Source organism: Salinivibrio sp. KP-1 (assembly GCF_000968645.1).
In the GTDB taxonomy this organism is placed as follows: domain Bacteria; phylum Pseudomonadota; class Gammaproteobacteria; order Enterobacterales; family Vibrionaceae; genus Salinivibrio; species Salinivibrio siamensis.
Map to the genome: position 1 here is coordinate 50,650 of NZ_LAQR01000002.1, position 18,433 is coordinate 69,082.

Here is an 18,433-nt window from a genome sequence, read left to right on the forward strand (position 1 = left end):
CTTATTGCTCGTCTGACGTGGATGCATCCTGAGAGGATGACGATTTGGTGCTCGGCTGCAAAATCGTGGTGACGCGTTTGGTACTATCACTTTCTGCTACAAGTTGTTGCTTGTCGATTTCATAGGTGATCACGTTGCCTTCCACCTGATTGCCACTTTGCTCAAGCATCGCATTGGTCGACATTTTAAGAAATTCATTGCCCACTTCGTAGCGCAGTTTATTGGCTTCGCCATGAATCTCTTTGCCATCGTCCATGGTTTGCTCAAACGTCGCCGGCTTGCCATACGCCTCGATGGTTTCATCACCTTCTTGGCCTTCTGGGCGAATCACGATCAGTTTATCGGCCAAGATTTTAATGCTGCCTTGGGTCAGGACCACGTTTTGGGTAAAGGTTACCGTGTTGGTCGCCATATCCAGGTGTTGGCTTTCTGACTCTATATAAATAGGTTGCTCAGTATCACTGCTCAGAGCCAGTGAGTAATGCGACAGCAGCAACATGGCACCTGCCAGCGCTTTAACGAGGGGTCGTTTCATATCGGCCTCTAACATCGTCTAACAATTCCATCTGGTGGTTACCGAAATTTCCTTTCACCCGTTTACCTTTGGTTTGAAAACGGGTGCCGGTGATCGTCGTCGGACTCTCTGACCAAAAATCTCGTGTGGTGAGATTCAGGGTCACCGAATCAGTGGCTACCGAATCAATTTGCGCATTCGGTAGTAGGTTAAAAATGCGCACGTTGCCCGTCATGGTCAACAGGTGGTCATCGGACAATATCGCGTAGTCTGCACTCACGCGCCATTCTTCCTCTTTGCCTGCTTTGTACGTCCACAGAACGGGCTCGTTAAAGTGGGTTTCATCAATCTTGGCATAATGCTCAAGATGTTTGGCGTGCACCGTGTAGCTGCGCACGCCGTCCGCATCATATTGCACGGTTTGAATCGCTTCGCCAGTAAACAGCGGTTTTTCGGCATCAGGCGTGACCTGCTGTACCCGCTGCCAGCCATGCTGAACCAATAAATAGTAACCGGTTACCGCACAAAGCACGACCAATAGAAGCAGGCCAAGCCGCCGGATCATAAACTCAAGCCCTTGTGTTGGTCGAGTTCGCCACGCGCCTCTAACATCAGATCACACACTTCACGCACGGCACCAAAGCCACCGCCTGTTTGCGTGACAAAGTGCGCGCGACGCTTAAGGAGTGGGTGACCATCGGCCACACAGCAGGCAAGCCCGACTTTCTCCATCACCGGCCAATCAATTAAGTCATCGCCAATGTAGGCCGTGTGTGCGGGTAAAACATCAACATGGCGGCACAAGTCTTGATACGCGGTGAGTTTGTCACTTTGTCCTTGATAAACATGTTGGACACCGAGGGCGCGCATTCGGTTCGCGACAATCTGCGATTGGCGGCCTGTGATCACTGCGACCTCGATGCCGGCATTCATGATCGACTTGATGCCATACCCATCACGGGTATGAAATGCTTTGAGCTCTTCACCCTGATTGCCCATGTATACGCGGCCATCGGAGAAGACGCCGTCAATATCGCAAATCAGCAGTTTTATCGCCGCCGCACGTTGAAAAACGTCGGCAGCCACAGGGCCATAGAGGGTGTCAATCACAGTGGAGGCCATTAGATAACTCCGGCTTTTAAAAGGTCATGCATGTTAAGGGCGCCGAGCAGCTGGCCGTTTTTAGCAACCAGCAGTCCGTTAATTTTACGCTCTTCCATGAGTTTGAGTCCTTCTGCCGCGAGCAGTTCCGGTTCAATGGTCACCGGGTTTGTCGACATCACTGAGCCAATGGTGGTGGTATGCAGGTCAATGCGCATATCCAGCAAGCGGCGCAAATCGCCATCGGTAAACACGCCCGTCAGTTGCCCGTGACTATCGACAATCGCTGTCATGCCTAGGCCTTTTTCTGACACCTCTAAAAGCGCATCACGGACGGTGGCGGAGTCCTCAACCACTGGTAAGCGCTCGTCTTGGTGCATTAAATCACTGATACGTAATAATAGCTTACGCCCCAGTGCGCCGCCGGGGTGGGAGAGGGCAAAGTCGTTCGCGGTAAAGCCTCTGGCTTGCATCAACGCCATCGCGAGGGCATCGCCCATCACTAGGGTGGCGGTGGTGCTGGAGGTGGGGGCCAAGGCCAATGGGCAGGCTTCTTGCGGGACATGAATATTGAGATTCACTTTCGCGAGCTGACCCATGCTGGAATTAGGGTTGCCGGTCATACAGACCAAGGGGATCCCGAGGCGTTTAATCACGGGCAGCAGGGTTAAGATTTCACCGGCTTCCCCCGAGTTGGAAATGGCCAGTACCACATCACCTTGGTTTATCATTCCCAGATCGCCGTGGCTGGCTTCCCCTGGATGGACAAAAAACGCGGGCGTCCCCGTGCTGGCCAATGTCGCGGCGATTTTTTTACCAATATGGCCGGATTTACCCATGCCCATCACCACCACTTTCCCCGTGGCATGTAAGATGAGTTGGCAAGCGGCCGCGAAGTGGTCATCGATCGCCGTTTTTAGCTGCGCAATCGCGTCTTGCTCAATGTTGAGCACATCAAGCCCTGCGCGGCGAAAATCAAAACTGTAATCACTCATACTTGTGTCCGTTTAGGCTGCTGCGTTAACAAACAGGTAGCCTTGATAGCCGATATAACAAAGGAGAAAAACAGCGCCTTCAATGCGGTTGATGCTACGTGATTTACCGAGCGCAAAAATCAGTAACATGATGGAAAGCACCAACATAATATAATAATCGCGGCTCATGGCATACTCACTGATCGCTGAGGGGTTGAGTAATCCTGGGATCCCCATCACCGCGAGAATATTGAACACGTTTGAGCCGATAATATTGCCGACGGCCAAATCATCTTCCCCTTTCATTACCCCTGCTATCGACGCGGCGAGCTCAGGCAAGCTGGTGCCAATGGCGATGATGGTCAAGCCGATCACCAAATCGCTCATGCCAAAGTACTGCGCGATGGTCACTGCCGAGTCAACCACTTGATCGGAAGAGACCAGCAGCAATGGCAAACCAATGATGATCCACAGCACCGCTTTCAGGTTACTGACATCATTAGGAATATCCGATTGTTGGTCGGCCAGTATTGGATCGGTGCCACCCGAGTCTTTGCCGATTTTTAGCATCATTAGGATGAAAATCACAAACAGGGTGAACAGCCCCACGCCTTCAAAAAAGCCCAGGTGGTTGTTCCAAAGCAGCACCCCAGCCAATACGGTGACCCCTAGCATCAGAGGCAGCTCGCGACGAATAATAGTCGAGCCAATAGAAAGGGGCTTGATCAGTGCGGTGAAACCGAGGATCAGCGCAATATTAGCGATGTTGGAGCCCAACACATTACCCACGGCGGTGTCGGTTTTATCCGCTAAGGCGGCGTTGGCCGAGACCATCATCTCTGGGGCAGAGGAGCCCATGGCCAAAATAGTCATCCCGATCACCAGCGGAGAGACCCCGTAGTTTTTCGCGATTGCTGCCGCGCCGAACACTAATCGGTCGGCACTCCACACTAGCACGATGAGTCCAACAATGAGTATGGCAACCGCTATGACCATGACACCTATCCTTTGCGTTTTTTGATTGGGTACAAATGAGGTGCAATTCTGACGGCTAACGGGGTAAATGTGAAGCGAAAAGCCCGTGCTTTAGCGATGAAATCGGTGATTTCATTCATCAACATGAGGGTTGTCGCCATGAAATGGTCGCCGTGAAACGGTCGCCATGAAACAGTCATCGTGAAACAGTCGCTATGAATGGCAGCGTTACATTAGTCGGACGTAAGCTGACCTATGTCTGACAAGAAAAGCGAAGATAAGCTGCTATTATCAGGGATAAGTCACGTCCTGTGGGCGCTGAGGTGCGGCGTGGCTTGTGTTAGGGTGGGTGACGCCTTATTATCAGCCACTTAATTTTGTTCCTTTCTAACCATGAGATGCGGCCATGGCAGCACAGAGCCTGATAGATATCAGTGGGATGACCTTCTCACGGGGCAATCGATGCATTTTTGACAATATTGATTTGCAAGTGCCACGTGGCCAAGTAACCGCGATCATGGGGCCATCAGGGATAGGCAAAACCACCTTGCTGCGTTTGATTGCCGGTCAGCTTAAACCCGATGCGGGCGAGATTGTGTTTGATGGCCACGCTATTCCTTCCCTAGGACGACGCAAGTTGTTTGAAGTCCGTCAGCGTATGAGCATGCTGTTCCAATCAGGGGCGTTATTCACCGATATGTCGGTGTTTGATAATGTCGCTTTCCCGCTGCGCGAACATACCGACTTGGACGAGTCGCTTATTCACACCATCGTGATGCTCAAGCTAGAAGCGGTGGGCTTACGTGGCGCGCAAGGATTAATGCCCAGTGATTTATCGGGCGGGATGGCACGTCGAGCAGCTCTTGCACGCTCGATTGCGCTTGACCCTGAATTGATTTTGTTTGATGAGCCCTTTGTCGGCCAAGATCCGATCACCATGGGGGTGCTGGTGACCTTGATTCGTCAGCTTAACCAAGCACTGGGATTGACCTGTGTGGTGGTTTCGCACGATGTGCCAGAGGTCATGAGTATTGCCGATCAGGTATATTTGCTCGCCGATAGCCGCATTATTGCCAGTGGTTCGCCCCAATCGCTGCGTGACAATCCTGACCCGTGGGTAAAACAGTTTTTAGAAGGGCATGCTGATGGGCCGGTACCTTTTCGCTATCCCGCTGGCGAGTTAACCCAGGAGATTTTCCGGTGATCAGAACACACATCGAAGACGTGGGCCGCCGGGCCATGCGCGTGGCCGAATCCATGGGCCGCGCAACCTTTGTGATGACAGGCGCACTGATTGGCCGTCCGCAACCGAGCAAAACCTTCCCGCTATTGGTCAAGCAGCTCTATTCGGTAGGCGTTCGCTCACTGGCGATCATCATGGTCTCTGGCCTGTTTATTGGTATGGTGCTGAGCTTGCAAGGGTATCTGGTGTTGTCAGACTTTGGCGCGGAAACCAGCCTTGGACAAATGGTGGCCTTGTCGCTGCTACGTGAGCTTGGCCCTGTGGTGACCGCCTTGCTGTTTGCTGGCCGAGCTGGGTCAGCACTGACCGCAGAAATTGGCTTAATGAAAGCCACCGAGCAGTTATCAAGCCTAGAGATGATGGCGGTTGACCCGCTACGCCGAGTGATAGCACCGCGCTTTTGGGCGGGTGTGATTGCCATGCCACTGCTGGCAGTGATTTTTATGCTGGTGGGCATTTGGGGCGGCGAGCTGGTCGGGGTCGACTGGAAAGGCATTGACCACGGCAGTTTCTGGTCGGTGATGCAAGCGTCGGTCGATCTGGGCTATGACGTGGGCAACGCACTGATAAAAAGTGTGGTGTTTGCGGTGGCTGTGACCTGGATTGCGCTTTTTAACGGCTATGATGCCACGCCGACATCGGAAGGGATCAGCCGCGCCACCACGCGTACTGTGGTACATTCATCGTTGGCCGTGCTCGGCCTAGACTTTGTCCTTACTGCACTCATGTTTGGGAATTAATCATGCAACAGAGTCGTAAAACAGAATTTTGGGTAGGTTGTTTTGTCATTGCTGGCATTGCAGCGTTATTGGTCTTGGCGTTTCAAGTGGCCGATGTCCAGCGTTGGGGACGGGCGGATACTTACACGCTAACCGCTGAGTTCGACAATATTGGTGGCTTAAAAGTGCGCTCACCGGTCAAAGTGGGTGGCGTGACCGTTGGCCAAGTGACCGACATTGCGTTGGACGCCGAGACTTATGTCCCCCAAGTCACCCTGCAAATCAATGCTGACGCCGGACGTTTTCCGGAATCAAGCTCGGCATCGATTTATACCGCAGGTTTATTGGGTGAACAGTACATTGGTATCACCCCAGGCTTCGTGGATGAAGCGCTGGGTATTGGCTATTTAGACGCCGGCGACAAGATTCAGGACACCAAATCGGCACTGGTACTCGAAGATTTGATTGGTCAGTTCCTCTATAGCGTTGGTGACAAGGAGTAAACAGCATGAAAAAGACATGGATCGCACTGAGCAGCGCCGTTTGCCTGCTGGTTTCAAGCCTTGGCACTGTGGCACAGGCGAGCGAGCCGGTTGATCAATCCAACCCTTATCAGCTCATCGAGCAAGTGGCGGACAACACCTTTACCCGCCTGCGTAAAGACCGCACCTTATTCCGCGCTGATCCTGACTTGCTGCGTGATGTGGTCAAAGATGAGTTACTGCCTTACATTCATACTCGGTATGCCGCATCACTGGTGTTGGGCGCGCAGTACTATCGCAAAGCCACGCCCGCGCAGCGTGACGCCTTTACCGAGGCATTCACTGAATACATGATTGCCTCTTACGCGCAGATCTTGCTTGAGTACGATGACCAAGATGTCGAGGTACAAAAAGATCAGCCGATTGCCCCTGACGATAAGATTGTCAAAGTGCGGGTCGATATTACCGATCCGTCACGGCCACCGATTCGCCTCGACTTTAGCTTACGTAAAAATACTCGGACAGGAAATTGGCAAGCCTATGACGTCACCGCCGAGGGCGTGAGTATGATCCAGTCTAAGCAGTCGGAATGGAAAGCACCGCTACGTCGCGATGGTATTGATTCGGTCATCGAGCAATTAAAAACCTTGGCTGAACGCCCCATCCGTCGCGAAGACAAACAAAAGCAGGACGCCTCATGAGCGTGAGCTTCACCGCCGGCGACGGGCAACAGTATCACTTGTCAGGGCGGCTAGATCGTGACACAGTGCCTGACTTTTGGCGCCAGCGTGACCAGTGGCTCCCCACTGACACTGCCTTGAGCCTGGATTTAAGCGCGCTATCACGTGTAGATTCCGCCGGCATGGCGATGTTGCTACACCTGGATAAGCAACTGCGTGAGAAAGGGCAACAGGTGCGTTATCAAGGGGTGCCAGAGCAACTTAAGTTGCTCTTATCGCTGAGCAATGTAGAGACATTTTTGGACGATGCTGAGCATCAAAAAGGGGTTTAAACGTGGAAGCAAGCGAAGTTAAAGCCATTTTAGAGGCAGCTTTGTCAGTGGACGAGCTGCACGTGAAAGGCGATGGCAGCCACTTTGAAGTGATTGCCGTGGCAGAGATGTTTGACGGGATGTCACGTGTGAAAAAGCAACAAAAGATTTATGCACCGCTGATGGCGCATATTGCACGCAATGATATCCATGCTGTCAGTATTAAAGCGATGACCCCAGCTGAATGGGCGCGCGATAAAAAGCTGATGCAGTTGTAAGAGGGTCTGATGCAAAAGTTTCGAGTGACGGGCAATGGCCCGCTAAAAGGTGATGTGGCCATTTCCGGCGCGAAAAATGCCGCCCTCCCGATTTTATTTGCTTCACTACTGGCCGAAGAGCCGGTCGAAGTGGCGAATGTCCCTAAGCTGCGTGACATTGATACCACTATGGCACTGTTATCTCGCTTAGGTGCCAAGGTTAATCGCAACGGCTCTGTGCATGTCGATGCCAGTGACATTACTGAGCTGTGTGCCCCTTATGATTTGGTCAAAACCATGCGCGCGTCTATTTGGGCGTTAGGGCCCTTAGTGGCGCGTTTTGGTAAAGGCGAAGTGTCATTGCCTGGTGGCTGTGCCATCGGTGCCCGCCCGGTCGACTTGCACATCAATGGTCTAGAGCAACTCGGTGCCACCATCACCTTGGATGAGGGCTATGTGCGCGCGACCGTGGATGGCCGCTTGCAAGGGGCGCATATTGTGATGGACAAAGTCAGCGTTGGCGCGACGGTTACCATCATGAGCGCAGCCACCTTGGCTGACGGTACCACAGTGATCGAAAATGCCGCCCGTGAGCCAGAAATTGTTGATACCGCCAAGTTCCTCAATATGCTGGGTGCCAAGGTGTCAGGTGCAGGCACGGATCGGATTGAAATTGAAGGGGTAGAGCGCCTCGGCGGCGGTAAGCACTCGGTGGTGGCTGATCGGATTGAAACCGGCACCTTCTTGGTGGCTGCGGCCGTGTCTGGTGGGCATATTATTTGTCGCCATACCTCGCCCGAGTTACTCGAAGCGGTATTGCACAAGCTCGAAGAGGCGGGGGCTAAAGTGGTCACCGGTGATGACTTTATTGAGCTCGATATGACTGACCGTGAGCTAAAAGCGGTGAATGTACGCACAGCGCCACACCCAGGCTTTCCGACCGACATGCAAGCGCAATTTAGCTTGCTTAACTTGGTGGCCAAGGGCACGGGCATTATTACCGAAACCATCTTTGAAAACCGCTTTATGCACGTCCCTGAACTGCAGCGCATGGGTGCCCATGCAGAAATTGAGGGCAACACCGTGATCTGTGGTGACACCGATAGCTTAAGCGGTGCGCAAGTGATGGCTACGGATTTGCGCGCCTCGGCGAGTTTAGTGATTGCTGGTTGTATCGCTAAGGGCGAGACCATTGTCGATCGCATTTATCATATCGATAGAGGCTACGAGCGCATCGAAGATAAACTTCAAGCGTTAGGTGCGAAAATTGAGCGGATTGACGCGGAGTAACCTCGCCTCACACTCGAGACAAAAACGCCAGCATTGAGCTGGCGTTTTTGATGGCGTGAGCCGATAAGTGCAGAGAGCGGCGGATAGCCCTAGCGGCGCTGCCTTTCATCGCCCACTTTGACCGGCAGTGTCAGGGTCTCACCATCACGAATCAAGGTCACATCTAGCGTTGAGCCTGGGCGAGTATCGGTGACCATATCCATGGCACTGCGTGCGCCACGTACCGCTTGCCCATCAATCTTAATAATTAAATCTTGCGGTTGGATCCCCGCTTTATCCGCCGGTCCCCCTTGGTCGACCCCAGACACCATTACCCCTCGTTGTTGTTCGGCATCGAGCAGGCGTGCCATCACCGGATTCACATCGCGACCATCAATCCCGATATAGCCTCGGATCACTCGGCCATCGGCAATCAATTTGTTCATGATTTTTTCGGTCAACCCGTAGGGGATCGCAAACGAGATGCCGTAGGTTTCCAAATCGGTGGCTTGCTGGAACGAGGCGGTGTTAATGCCTACTAACTCGCCCCGACTGTTGACCAAGGCTCCCCCAGAGTTCCCTCGGTTAATCGCGGCATCGGTTTGTAAAAAGTCTTGGCGGCCATAAAAGCTCATCCCGGTACGCCCAGTGGCGGAAATAATGCCATAAGTGGTGGTTTGTCCGAGATTATAGGGGTTGCCAATCGCGAGCACCGTATCCCCCACCGCAGGTTGGTAGCGATCGTTGACCGGGATCACGGGCAAGTTATCGGCTTGCACCTTAAGCACCGCTAAGTCGGTGCGCTGGTCTTTGCCGACCATTTGCGCGGTGAAAATACGACCATCCTGCAGGGCTACAATCACTTGGTCGGCTTCCGCCACCACATGATAGTTGGTGACAATATAGCCTTTGGCACTCATGATCACCCCTGAGCCTAATCCCTGGGTGTTAAGCGCTAGCCTGTCGTTGCCGGTGTAATTGCGAGTGTAGATGTTGACCACCGCGGGTGATGCGCGTTTAACCGCATAATTAAATGACACCAATTCAACTGGCTTTTCGTCGTCATTGTCGGCAAAAGAAAAGTCGGATAACAGGCCAGAACGTAAGTCTGGCACCGCCACTAATAACAGGGCAGCTGTCACCAAGCCAATAATCACAGAGCGAATCAATAACGCCAGCATAAATAATGCCATCCTCAAGCAACTTAACGCGGAGCTAGAGAATAGCATTGTCAGTGAGGGTTGGGGAAATCATCACCGCTGTCTGGGCAAAAAAATGCCTGCCGAGGAGGCAGGCATCAATCGGTGTGCGCCAGGCGCGCGTGCGCGGACTAGCGGATCACCAGATACAAGGAACTGTTGTCGCGGATGATATTGAGCGCTAACACGCTGGGCTTGTCTTCAAGCAACTTGCGCAAATCGCCGAGGTTCTCAATCTTGTGGCGGTTGAGGCCGACAATTACATCCCCCTCACGCAGCCCGTAGCGCGCGGCGAGTGAACCTTCTTCAATGGCCGTCACTTCTACCCCAGCCGGCTCGGTGTCGTGATTTTTCAGCTCGGCACCGGTGAGGGCTTTGTGTAAGTTGTCGGCCTTGGTTTGCGTCTGGCTCGCTTCTTTGAGGGTGGTGTCCATTTCTAGGTTTTCACCGTCACGGATAACCCCCAAGGTGACAGGCTTGCCCGCGCCCAAGGTGGCAATTTTGGCGCGTAATTCACCAAAGCTGCGAATGCTTTTGCCGTTGACCGAGACGATGATGTCACCGGCCTCTAAGCCTGCTTCTTCTGCCGCAGACTCTGGCATCACTTGGCTAACAAAGGCGCCGTGCTGAGTGGCAAGACCAAAGGCATCGGCGAGCTCCGATGTTAGCTCGCGCCCGGTGACACCCAGCATGCCACGGCGCACCGAGCCATACTCGATAATTTGATCAACAAGGCTTTTCGCCATATTCACCGGAATCGCAAAGCCAATCCCGACGTTACCGCCATTGGGGCCTAAAATGGCGGTGTTGATCCCCATCAACTCACCATTAAGGTTCACCAGGGCGCCCCCCGAGTTACCACTGTTGATCGCCGCATCGGTTTGAATAAAGTTCTCAAAGTTTTCCAAATTCAAACCACTGCGTCCCAGTGCTGAGATGATCCCCGACGTGACGGTTTGCCCCAGCCCGAATGGGTTACCAATCGCCACCGCAAAATCGCCCACGCGCAGTTCGTCAGAGTTCGCGAGCGGAATTTGGGTAAGGTTATCGGCATCTTCATCCAACTGGAGGAGGGCAATGTCAGACATCTCGTCACTGCCAATCAAGGTTGCATCGTACTCGCGACCATCTTTTAGTTGTACTCGGATTTGGTCTGCATCATCAATCACATGGTGGTTGGTGACAATATAGCCTTTGTCCGCATCAACAATGACCCCTGAGCCGAGCCCACGAAATGGACGCTCTTGGGCTTGCTCGGGCGGTATGTTCGGGCCAAAGAAAAAACGAAAAGCTTCTGGAATACGCTGCTTGGCGACTTTATTGCCTTCAACGGCAATACTGACGACGGCCGGAGAGACCTTCTCCAACATCGGCGCCAAACTCGGCATGGCTTCGCCGTTAACGGTTTGCGGTAGGGCAGCGTGGCTTGGGAGAGGGGAAAAGGCCGCGCCAAGAGTCAGCGCGGCGATACTCATCGCTAGTAAAGACTTCTTCATCATAGACTCACACTCCGATTGTCAGGTATGAAGTGAGAGTGGGGGCTATCTGAAAAAGTTCAATCCTCCATCAACTCGTCGCGCGTGACCCTTCACCGCTTTTGAGTAGTCCAGAGGCACTGCCGGAGTAGTCTCTCGGCGGCTCACTGGTTGTATCGACTTTCACTTCGGTGATTTTACCCAATCGCTTGGCAAACGGGTTGTCCTGATCGGGCAAGTTTGGCATCAAATCGGTCGAGGTCTTTGCCATGTGTTGATAGAGCTTGTTGTAATCTTTGGAAAGCGTATCGAGCAGCTCCGCGCTTTGGGCAAAATGATCAACCAGCTCTTGGCGATATTGCTCCAGCTCGTAACGTGACTTTTCTAGCTCCCTTTTCATGTTTTTTTGTTGTTTGAGATCGCGTGTCGTCATGCGGGCAATGAAGAAGCCTACCGCGATACCGATGACGAGAAAGATCAGGCTGTTAATCCAGGCCATAACTGCTCCTTGTAGTCACAAGTTGACCGCCCACAGATACCACTGACAGGTCAGTCACGACAAGTAAAATCACTTGCCTACCTAATAATATCGTACATTCCCCATTTACTCAGCAAGGGAAGATTTAGCTCACTATACACGTCGATGCTTATTGGCGGTACTGGCAGCGGGCGGATTGTGTGTTGGAGTGCGACCGCCCCGCGTTTTTGTCGATATGTTACGTTTTTTATAGGGCGTGTTACTATGCGTGGAGGCGATAATCAATGAGGCTTTCACGGAATGACGCCACTCGAACATTATAATAACGATCTGACCCACAACGATTTTATTGAAGACCCCGCGCAGCGTATGGCAGTGGAGAAACTCGATGAGCTCTACCATCGCTTGGTCGCCAATCCCATTGTCCCCACTATGCCCGAAAAGCGCAGCTGGCTGCCTTGGCGTAAGCGCGAACCCGCGCCAGTGACCCCAGTAAAAGGCTTATATTTCTGGGGTGGGGTGGGGCGCGGCAAAACCTACCTAATGGATACGTTTTTCCACGCTTTGCCGTTTGAAAACAAGATGCGGATGCACTTTCACCGCTTTATGCATCGCGTTCACCAAGAGCTCAAAACCTTGGATGGCGAGGTTGACCCTCTGCCACAAATCGCTGATAAGTTTGCTCAAGAAACCCGAGTATTGTGCTTTGATGAGTTCTTTGTCTCTGACATCACCGATGCGATGATTTTGGGGACGTTAATGGAAGCCCTATTTGCGCGTGGTATTACTCTGGTGGCCACCTCCAACATCGTGCCGGATGAGCTTTATTGGAATGGATTGCAACGTGCGCGTTTTTTACCTGCGATCGCCTTGATTAATCAGCATTGTGAGGTGGTCAATGTCGACTCAGGGGTCGATTACCGCTTACGCACGCTAGAGCAAGCGGAGATCTTTCACCACCCTTTAGATGACGCCGCGACGGCGCAAATGCACGCTTATTTTAAAAAGCTCAATGGCGAGGGTGGGGTGAAACAGGATGTGATTGAGGTCAATCATCGGCCGCTGCAAACCATCGAAAACGGCGATGGGGTGGTGCATTTTAGCTTTGCTGAGCTTTGCCAATCCGCACGTAGCCAGAGCGATTATATGGAGCTAGCACGCTTTTACCACACGGTGTTGCTGGCTGATATGCCTCAGCTGACCGGTGCGCAAGACGATGCCGCGCGGCGCTTTATTGCCTTGGTGGATGAGTTTTACGAGCGCAGCGTGAAGCTAATCATCTCGGCGGCGGTGCCCATGGATAGCCTCTATCAAGGCGAGCGGCTGGCGTTTGAATTTAAGCGCTGCCAATCACGCTTGATTGAAATGCAAAGCCATGACTACCTTGCCTTGCCACACTTGCCCTAAAATAGGATGGCATTCGGGGCGCAAGCGTTCTGATGGCGCGCGCCCTGCGAGGTAAGGGTAGGCGGTAGCCAAACAATAACCAACTGATGAAAATCCACCGAATTTTTTTACCAAAAGGAGGTGATTTTTTCTCCACTCTTCCCTATAATCTCGCGACCCACCGTTACTGTTGAAAGGCTTAGGCCGAGTGTACCACCACTCGAAGGGGTGATGTATGGGCGCTTAACAGTGGGAGCTTAGGCTCCTGAAGTGAAACTTATTAATCGGGTAATCATTAGCATGAAAACTTTCGTTGCTAAACCAGAAACTGTAAAACGCGACTGGTTCGTTGTAGACGCTGAAGGCAAAACGTTGGGCCGTCTGGCCACTGAAATTGCAACGCGTCTGCGTGGCAAGCACAAGCCAGAATACACTCCTCACGTTGACACCGGTGACTACATCGTTGTTATCAACGCTGAGAAAGTGGCTGTTACTGGCCGCAAAAAGTCTGACAAGATGTACTACAGCCACACTGGCTACATTGGTGGCATCAAGTCAATCAGCTTTGAAAAACTGATCGCGGAAAAACCTGAACTGGTTATTGAAAAAGCCGTTAAAGGTATGTTGCCACGCGGTCCTCTAGGTCGTGCTATGTACCGTAAACTGAAAGTTTACGCAGGTTCTGAGCACAAGCACGCGGCACAACAACCGCAAGTACTAGACATCTAAGAGGAATAAAGCAATGGCAGAACAATACTACGGCACCGGCCGTCGCAAAAGCTCCGCAGCGCGTGTCTTCATCAAGCCGGGCAGCGGTAACATCGAGATCAACAAGCGTTCTCTCGAAACTTACTTCGGTCGCGAAACCGCTCGCATGGTCGTTCGTCAGCCGCTTGAGCTGGTAGAAATGACCGAGAAGCTAGACCTGTACATCACCGTTTCTGGTGGTGGTATCTCTGGTCAAGCTGGCGCAATCCGTCACGGCATCACTCGTGCTCTGATGGAGTATGACGAGTCACTACGTCCTGCGCTACGTGCAGCTGGCTTTGTTACGCGTGACGCTCGTCGCGTTGAGCGTAAAAAAGTGGGTCTACGCAAAGCACGTCGCAGCCCGCAGTTCTCGAAGCGTTAATCGACGTTCCAGTCAGATTTGCTGCAAAAAGCCTGGTGGCAACGCCAGGCTTTTTTTATCCATCAATTCAGCCAGCATTCTTGCGTGCAATACTCATTTATTTCCTTTCAAAACAGTGTATAAGCACTCAGTTTCCAACATTTTTATTACCCTTTCCTCAATTCTGTGCACACCGCTCACATTTGTTACAAAAAGGTAGCTTTATCTTGTCAAAAAGTAGGGTTTTCTCTATCATCTAGCCGACGTAATAGCAGCTAAGATTTAATCGAACTGATCCCAGTCAGCCGTTATTACATATTCGTTTTTAAGTAAGCCGTACGCTCCATGGACGCAAAGGACACAATAAAAATCCAAGCGGGAGCACATGGGAGAATGTTGGATGAGCAATGCGCCAGTGAATACCGGCCGACGCCGTTTCCTGACTGCGACGACGTCAGTTGTTGGCGGTTTAGGGGCCGTAGCAGTTGCCGTACCTTTTATTAAGTCTTGGAACCCAAGCGCGAAAGCCAAAGCGGCGGGCGCGCCTGTCGAAGTCGATATCAGCAAGCTACAAGACGGACAAATGATCCGTGTTGAGTGGCGAGGAAAACCTGTATGGATCGTGCGTCGTAGTGACGCGGTCGTCGAAGAGCTGTCTAGCTTCGAGGACCAGCTTCGTGATCCCGGTTCGGCACAGCCGCAACAGCCAGAATACGCAGCCAACCAGACCCGCTCTATTAAACCTGAAATTTTTGTCGCGGTTGGTATCTGTACCCACCTAGGTTGCTCGCCAACCTATTTGCCTGACAGCTTCAGTGAGCAAGTGAGTGGGGTGAAAGCCGGGTTCTTCTGCCCGTGTCATGGTTCCAAATTTGACATGGCAGGACGCGTATTCCAAGGCGTACCTGCACCACTGAACCTGGTCGTTCCACCTTATATGTACTTGGACGACAAACGGGTACTCGTGGGACAAGATGAGGGGACTGCGTAATGGAAAACTTGCTGAACTGGGTTGAGAAACGCATTCCAGCGATGAATGCGTATCGCAAACACATGACTGAGTACCCCATGCCGAAGAACTTCAACTTCTGGTATATGTTTGGTGTGCTCGCAATGCTGGTTCTGGTTAACCAAATTCTTACTGGGATTTGGCTAACCATGAACTACGTACCTTCAGCGGAAGGCGCATTTGCGTCTGTTGAATACATCATGCGTGATGTGGAGTACGGCTGGCTCTTGAGGTATATGCACTCCACCGGGGCCTCGGCCTTCTTCGTGGTGGTCTACCTGCATATGTTCCGCGGCCTGATTTACGGCTCCTACCAAAAGCCACGTGAGCTGTTATGGCTATTTGGTATGCTGATCTTCCTGGTACTGATGGCTGAGGCCTTCATGGGCTATCTGCTACCATGGGGACAAATGTCGTACTGGGGCGCACAGGTTATCATCTCCTTGTTCGGGGCCATCCCGGTTATTGGTGATGATCTGACACTGTGGATTCGTGGTGACTACGTTGTCTCTGGCGCAACCTTGAACCGTTTCTTTGCCCTCCACGTAATTGCACTACCGATTGTGCTCTTGCTGTTGGTGGCATTGCACGTGCTTGCACTGCACGAAGTGGGCTCAAACAACCCAGATGGTATCGACACTAAATTACCGAAAGGTGAGGCAGATGACGATGGCCAGCAGTCACAGTTCAAGTTCCACCCGGATTACACCAAGAAATATAAGATCATTGATTCGATTCCTTTCCACCCTTACGGGACAGTGAAAGACTTGATTGGTGTGGGTGTGTTCGGCATCTTGTTCGCCTACGTGATTTTCTTTAATCCCGAAATGGGCGGTTATTTCCTTGAGCCACCCAACTTTGAAGCGGCTAACCCGCTGAAGACCCCTGAGCACATTGCCCCTGTTTGGTACTTCACGCCGTTCTACGCGATTTTGCGTGCGATCCCAGACAAGCTAATTGGTGTTATTGCCATGGGCGCGTCGATTGTGATGCTGTTCATCCTGCCGTGGCTTGACCGCTGCCGTGTGCGCTCATACCGCTACCGCAGCAAGCTGCACTTGGCGAACATCGTCCAATTTGTGATTGCCTTTATTGCTCTGGGTATTCTGGGCGCGTTGCCAGCAACCCCAACGTACACCTTGCTGGCGCAGATCTTCAGCTTCTGTTACTTCATGTTCTTCGTGCTGTTGTTCTTCTACAGCAAAAATGAGGCAACAAAACCGCTACCAGAGAGGGTGACATTCAAATGAGAAAATGGATTGTAATCTTGTGCGCGCTGTTGCCCTCTTTGGCGATGGCCGCCGGTGGCAATGTCCACTTGGACGAAGCCAACAATGATTTGACGGACAAAGCCTCATTGCAACGTGGCGCCAAACTGTTCATGAACTACTGTTTTGGTTGCCATGCTACGCAGTATCAGCGTTATCAGCGTGTGGCCGAAGATCTCAATATTCCTAAAGACTTGATGGAAGACAACCTGATTGTCGATAAGAATGCCGATTACGGCGAGTTGATGAAAAACGCCATGACACAAGAGGCGGGCGCGCAGTACTTCGGTGCACCCGCTCCCGATCTCACCTTGGTGGCACGTGTGCGTGGCGTGGACTGGCTCTATACCTATTTACGTTCGTTCTACGTCGACCCATCTCGCCCATTTGGCGTGAACAATACCGTGTTCCCGAACGTGGGTATGCCACACGTGCTTGAAGAGCTGCAAGGGACACCCCGTAAAGTGTACGAAACACGTATGGTGGACGGTGAGCCGGTAGAAGAGTTTGTGGGTCTCAAGTCTGACGGCAACGGCGAACTCAGTGCTAGCGAGTACGATAATGCGGTGCGCGATCTGGTTAACTTCCTTGAATATTCAGGGGAACCTGTGAAGCTAGAGCGCCAGCAACTGGGCTGGTGGGTGATTGGTTTCTTCGTGGTATTCTTGATTTTGGCGTACTTCCTCAAGAAAGAATATTGGCGCGATGTGCACTGATCGGTTAATCTAGAGTGTTGCTAATCCGCAATGGGGACTTTAGGTCCCCATTGCTTTCTATTGTTATTGAACATCCTGGAGGGGTTGATGGCTGTTGCTGCCAATAAACGCTCGGTGATGACGTTATTCTCTGACGCATCTGATCTCTATAGTCATCAGGTACGCATCGTCCTCGCAGAGAAAGGTGTCAGTGTAGAAATCGAGCTGGTGGATCCGAATAATCTGCCAGAAGATCTGGTTGACTTAAATCCTTATAACTCTGTTCCAACCTTGGTAGACCGTGAGTTAGCGTTGTACAACGCGGATATCATCATGGAATACTTGGATGAGCGTTTCCCTCACCCGCCATTGATGCCGGTATACCCTGTTGCCCGTGCACAAAGTCGTTTGATGATGTATCGCATCAAGCGCAACTGGTATACCTTGGTTGACCAAATTATGGAAGGCAGTGCTGACGACGCCGACAAAGCGCGTAAGCAGCTGCGTGAAGAGCTTCTGGCGCTGGCACCGGTATTTGCCGAAGATCCCTACTTCCTAAGCGAAGAGTTTAGCCTGGTAGATTGCTATTTAGCCCCGCTGCTGTGGCGTTTGCCGGCACTGGGTATTGAGCTAACTGGCCCAGGCGCGAAGCAAGTAAAAGACTACATGACGCGTCTGTTTGAGCGTGATTCGTTTCTCGCCTCACTGACAGAAGCTGAACGTGAAATGCGACTAACAGGTCAATAATGTCTACATCAGAATTTGCGATGACACCACGCCGCCCCTATTTGGTTCGCGCGTTCTATGATTGGTTACTGGATAACGATCTCACCCCACATATGGTGGTGGACGCGACGTTACCTGGGGTACAAGTCCCGTTTGACTACGTCAAAGACGGACAAATTGTTCTCAACATTGCCCCGCGTGCGGTGGGAAACTTAGAGCTTAGCAACGACCATGTGTGCTTTAATGCCCGCTTTGGTGGCAAGCCTCAACAAGTGCTGGTGCCTATGGCCGCAGTGCTCGCCATCTATGCGCGTGAAAATGGTGCCGGAACCATGTTTGATATGGAGCCAGCGTACGCCCACGCTGATGATGAGGAAATGTTTGAACAATCTCCCTCATCCAGCGAGGTAGAAGACGACGAAGAGCCGCCTTTGGTGTCGGTTGACAGCGTTGACGATCCAGACGCGTTGCCGCAAGCTGATGACGAAGACGACACGCCGGCTACGCCAAGCAAAAAAGGCAAGCCGACGCTGACCGTGGTGAAATAACCGCGTCGCAAGT

23 protein-coding genes are annotated in these 18,433 nt (G+C 52.1%); 15 read left to right on the plus strand and 8 right to left on the minus strand.

Going from position 1 to position 18,433, the window contains the following annotated elements; genetic code table 11:
- Position 1 precedes the first annotated feature (1 nt).
- From lptA to WN56_RS04670, 5 genes are read right to left on the minus strand one after another with little or no spacing between them, the layout of a single operon-like run.
- Positions 2–535: a lipopolysaccharide transport periplasmic protein LptA gene (gene lptA, locus WN56_RS04650; protein WP_046074202.1), complete on the minus strand. Its 534-nt coding sequence runs from the start codon at positions 533–535 to the stop codon at positions 2–4.
- Positions 516–1,079, minus strand: coding sequence for an LPS export ABC transporter periplasmic protein LptC (gene lptC, locus WN56_RS04655; RefSeq protein WP_046073912.1), 564 nt, complete (start codon positions 1,077–1,079; stop codon positions 516–518). The genes lptA and lptC overlap by 20 nt, the downstream gene beginning before the upstream one ends.
- Complete coding sequence (gene kdsC, locus WN56_RS04660) at positions 1,076–1,636, minus strand: 3-deoxy-manno-octulosonate-8-phosphatase KdsC (RefSeq protein WP_046073913.1); 561 nt, start codon at positions 1,634–1,636, stop codon at positions 1,076–1,078. Before kdsC ends, lptC begins: the two co-directional genes overlap by 4 nt.
- Positions 1,636–2,610: a KpsF/GutQ family sugar-phosphate isomerase gene (locus WN56_RS04665; protein ID WP_046073914.1), complete on the minus strand. Its 975-nt coding sequence runs from the start codon at positions 2,608–2,610 to the stop codon at positions 1,636–1,638. The genes kdsC and WN56_RS04665 overlap by 1 nt, the downstream gene beginning before the upstream one ends.
- Positions 2,611–2,622: 12 nt before the next feature.
- Positions 2,623–3,585: a calcium/sodium antiporter gene (locus WN56_RS04670; protein ID WP_046073915.1), complete on the minus strand. Its 963-nt coding sequence runs from the start codon at positions 3,583–3,585 to the stop codon at positions 2,623–2,625.
- A gap of 385 nt (positions 3,586–3,970) precedes the next feature.
- Here WN56_RS04670 and mlaF point away from each other — a divergent pair, with 385 nt between their 5' ends.
- From mlaF to murA, 7 genes are read left to right on the plus strand one after another with little or no spacing between them, the layout of a single operon-like run.
- Positions 3,971–4,768 carry a phospholipid ABC transporter ATP-binding protein MlaF gene (gene mlaF / locus WN56_RS04675; RefSeq protein WP_046073916.1) on the plus strand — a complete coding sequence of 266 codons (798 nt, stop codon included), beginning with the start codon at positions 3,971–3,973 and terminating at the stop codon, positions 4,766–4,768.
- On the plus strand, positions 4,768–5,547 hold the full coding sequence (gene mlaE / locus WN56_RS04680; protein WP_369795692.1) for a lipid asymmetry maintenance ABC transporter permease subunit MlaE: 780 nt from the start codon (positions 4,768–4,770) through the stop codon (positions 5,545–5,547). The genes mlaF and mlaE overlap by 1 nt, the downstream gene beginning before the upstream one ends.
- Before the next feature lie 2 nt (positions 5,548–5,549).
- Complete coding sequence (gene mlaD, locus WN56_RS04685) at positions 5,550–6,029, plus strand: outer membrane lipid asymmetry maintenance protein MlaD (protein ID WP_046073918.1); 480 nt, start codon at positions 5,550–5,552, stop codon at positions 6,027–6,029.
- A gap of 5 nt (positions 6,030–6,034) precedes the next feature.
- Positions 6,035–6,709, plus strand: coding sequence for a phospholipid-binding protein MlaC (gene mlaC, locus WN56_RS04690; protein WP_046073919.1), 675 nt, complete (start codon positions 6,035–6,037; stop codon positions 6,707–6,709).
- Positions 6,706–7,020, plus strand: coding sequence for a lipid asymmetry maintenance protein MlaB (locus WN56_RS04695; RefSeq protein ID WP_046073920.1), 315 nt, complete (start codon positions 6,706–6,708; stop codon positions 7,018–7,020). Before mlaC ends, WN56_RS04695 begins: the two co-directional genes overlap by 4 nt.
- Before the next feature lie 2 nt (positions 7,021–7,022).
- A complete protein-coding gene (gene ibaG / locus WN56_RS04700; protein ID WP_046073921.1) occupies positions 7,023–7,277 on the plus strand; it encodes a BolA family iron metabolism protein IbaG in 255 nt (84 codons plus the stop codon).
- A 9-nt stretch (positions 7,278–7,286) separates the two neighbouring features.
- Positions 7,287–8,546, plus strand: coding sequence for a UDP-N-acetylglucosamine 1-carboxyvinyltransferase (murA, locus tag WN56_RS04705; RefSeq protein ID WP_046073922.1), 1,260 nt, complete (start codon positions 7,287–7,289; stop codon positions 8,544–8,546).
- A gap of 89 nt (positions 8,547–8,635) precedes the next feature.
- Here murA and degS read toward each other — a convergent pair whose 3' ends face one another.
- The 3 genes from degS to zapG form a co-directional block, all read right to left on the minus strand.
- Entirely contained in the window at positions 8,636–9,706 is a 1,071-nt protein-coding gene (degS, locus tag WN56_RS04710) for an outer membrane-stress sensor serine endopeptidase DegS (protein WP_046073923.1), read from the minus strand.
- 149 nt (positions 9,707–9,855) lie between these two features.
- Positions 9,856–11,220: a Do family serine endopeptidase gene (locus tag WN56_RS04715; RefSeq protein WP_156146661.1), complete on the minus strand. Its 1,365-nt coding sequence runs from the start codon at positions 11,218–11,220 to the stop codon at positions 9,856–9,858.
- A gap of 70 nt (positions 11,221–11,290) precedes the next feature.
- A complete protein-coding gene (zapG, locus tag WN56_RS04720) occupies positions 11,291–11,698 on the minus strand; it encodes a Z-ring associated protein ZapG (protein ID WP_046073925.1) in 408 nt (135 codons plus the stop codon).
- Between the two features lie 279 nt (positions 11,699–11,977).
- Here zapG and zapE point away from each other — a divergent pair, with 279 nt between their 5' ends.
- The 8 genes from zapE to sspB all read left to right on the plus strand — a co-directional run bounded on the left by zapE (position 11,978) and on the right by sspB (position 18,420).
- Complete coding sequence (gene zapE, locus WN56_RS04725) at positions 11,978–13,084, plus strand: cell division protein ZapE (RefSeq protein WP_046073926.1); 1,107 nt, start codon at positions 11,978–11,980, stop codon at positions 13,082–13,084.
- A 279-nt stretch (positions 13,085–13,363) separates the two neighbouring features.
- Positions 13,364–13,792 carry a 50S ribosomal protein L13 gene (gene rplM, locus WN56_RS04730; protein WP_046073927.1) on the plus strand — a complete coding sequence of 143 codons (429 nt, stop codon included), beginning with the start codon at positions 13,364–13,366 and terminating at the stop codon, positions 13,790–13,792.
- Positions 13,793–13,805: 13 nt separating this feature from the next.
- Entirely contained in the window at positions 13,806–14,195 is a 390-nt protein-coding gene (gene rpsI / locus WN56_RS04735) for a 30S ribosomal protein S9 (protein WP_046073928.1), read from the plus strand.
- A 379-nt stretch (positions 14,196–14,574) separates the two neighbouring features.
- Positions 14,575–15,165 (plus strand): ubiquinol-cytochrome c reductase iron-sulfur subunit, encoded by a 591-nt coding sequence (petA, locus tag WN56_RS04740; RefSeq protein WP_046073929.1) that lies wholly within the window; start codon positions 14,575–14,577, stop codon positions 15,163–15,165.
- A complete protein-coding gene (locus tag WN56_RS04745; RefSeq protein ID WP_046073930.1) occupies positions 15,165–16,433 on the plus strand; it encodes a cytochrome bc complex cytochrome b subunit in 1,269 nt (422 codons plus the stop codon). The genes petA and WN56_RS04745 overlap by 1 nt, the downstream gene beginning before the upstream one ends.
- The gene (locus tag WN56_RS04750; RefSeq protein ID WP_046073931.1) at positions 16,430–17,167 is read left to right on the plus strand and encodes a cytochrome c1; all 738 of its coding nucleotides are present in this window, start codon (positions 16,430–16,432) and stop codon (positions 17,165–17,167) included. The genes WN56_RS04745 and WN56_RS04750 overlap by 4 nt, the downstream gene beginning before the upstream one ends.
- An 87-nt stretch (positions 17,168–17,254) precedes the next feature.
- On the plus strand, positions 17,255–17,893 hold the full coding sequence (gene sspA / locus WN56_RS04755) for a stringent starvation protein SspA (RefSeq protein ID WP_046073932.1): 639 nt from the start codon (positions 17,255–17,257) through the stop codon (positions 17,891–17,893).
- Positions 17,893–18,420 (plus strand): ClpXP protease specificity-enhancing factor, encoded by a 528-nt coding sequence (gene sspB / locus WN56_RS04760; protein ID WP_046073933.1) that lies wholly within the window; start codon positions 17,893–17,895, stop codon positions 18,418–18,420. The genes sspA and sspB overlap by 1 nt, the downstream gene beginning before the upstream one ends.
- Positions 18,421–18,433: the final 13 nt, after the last annotated feature.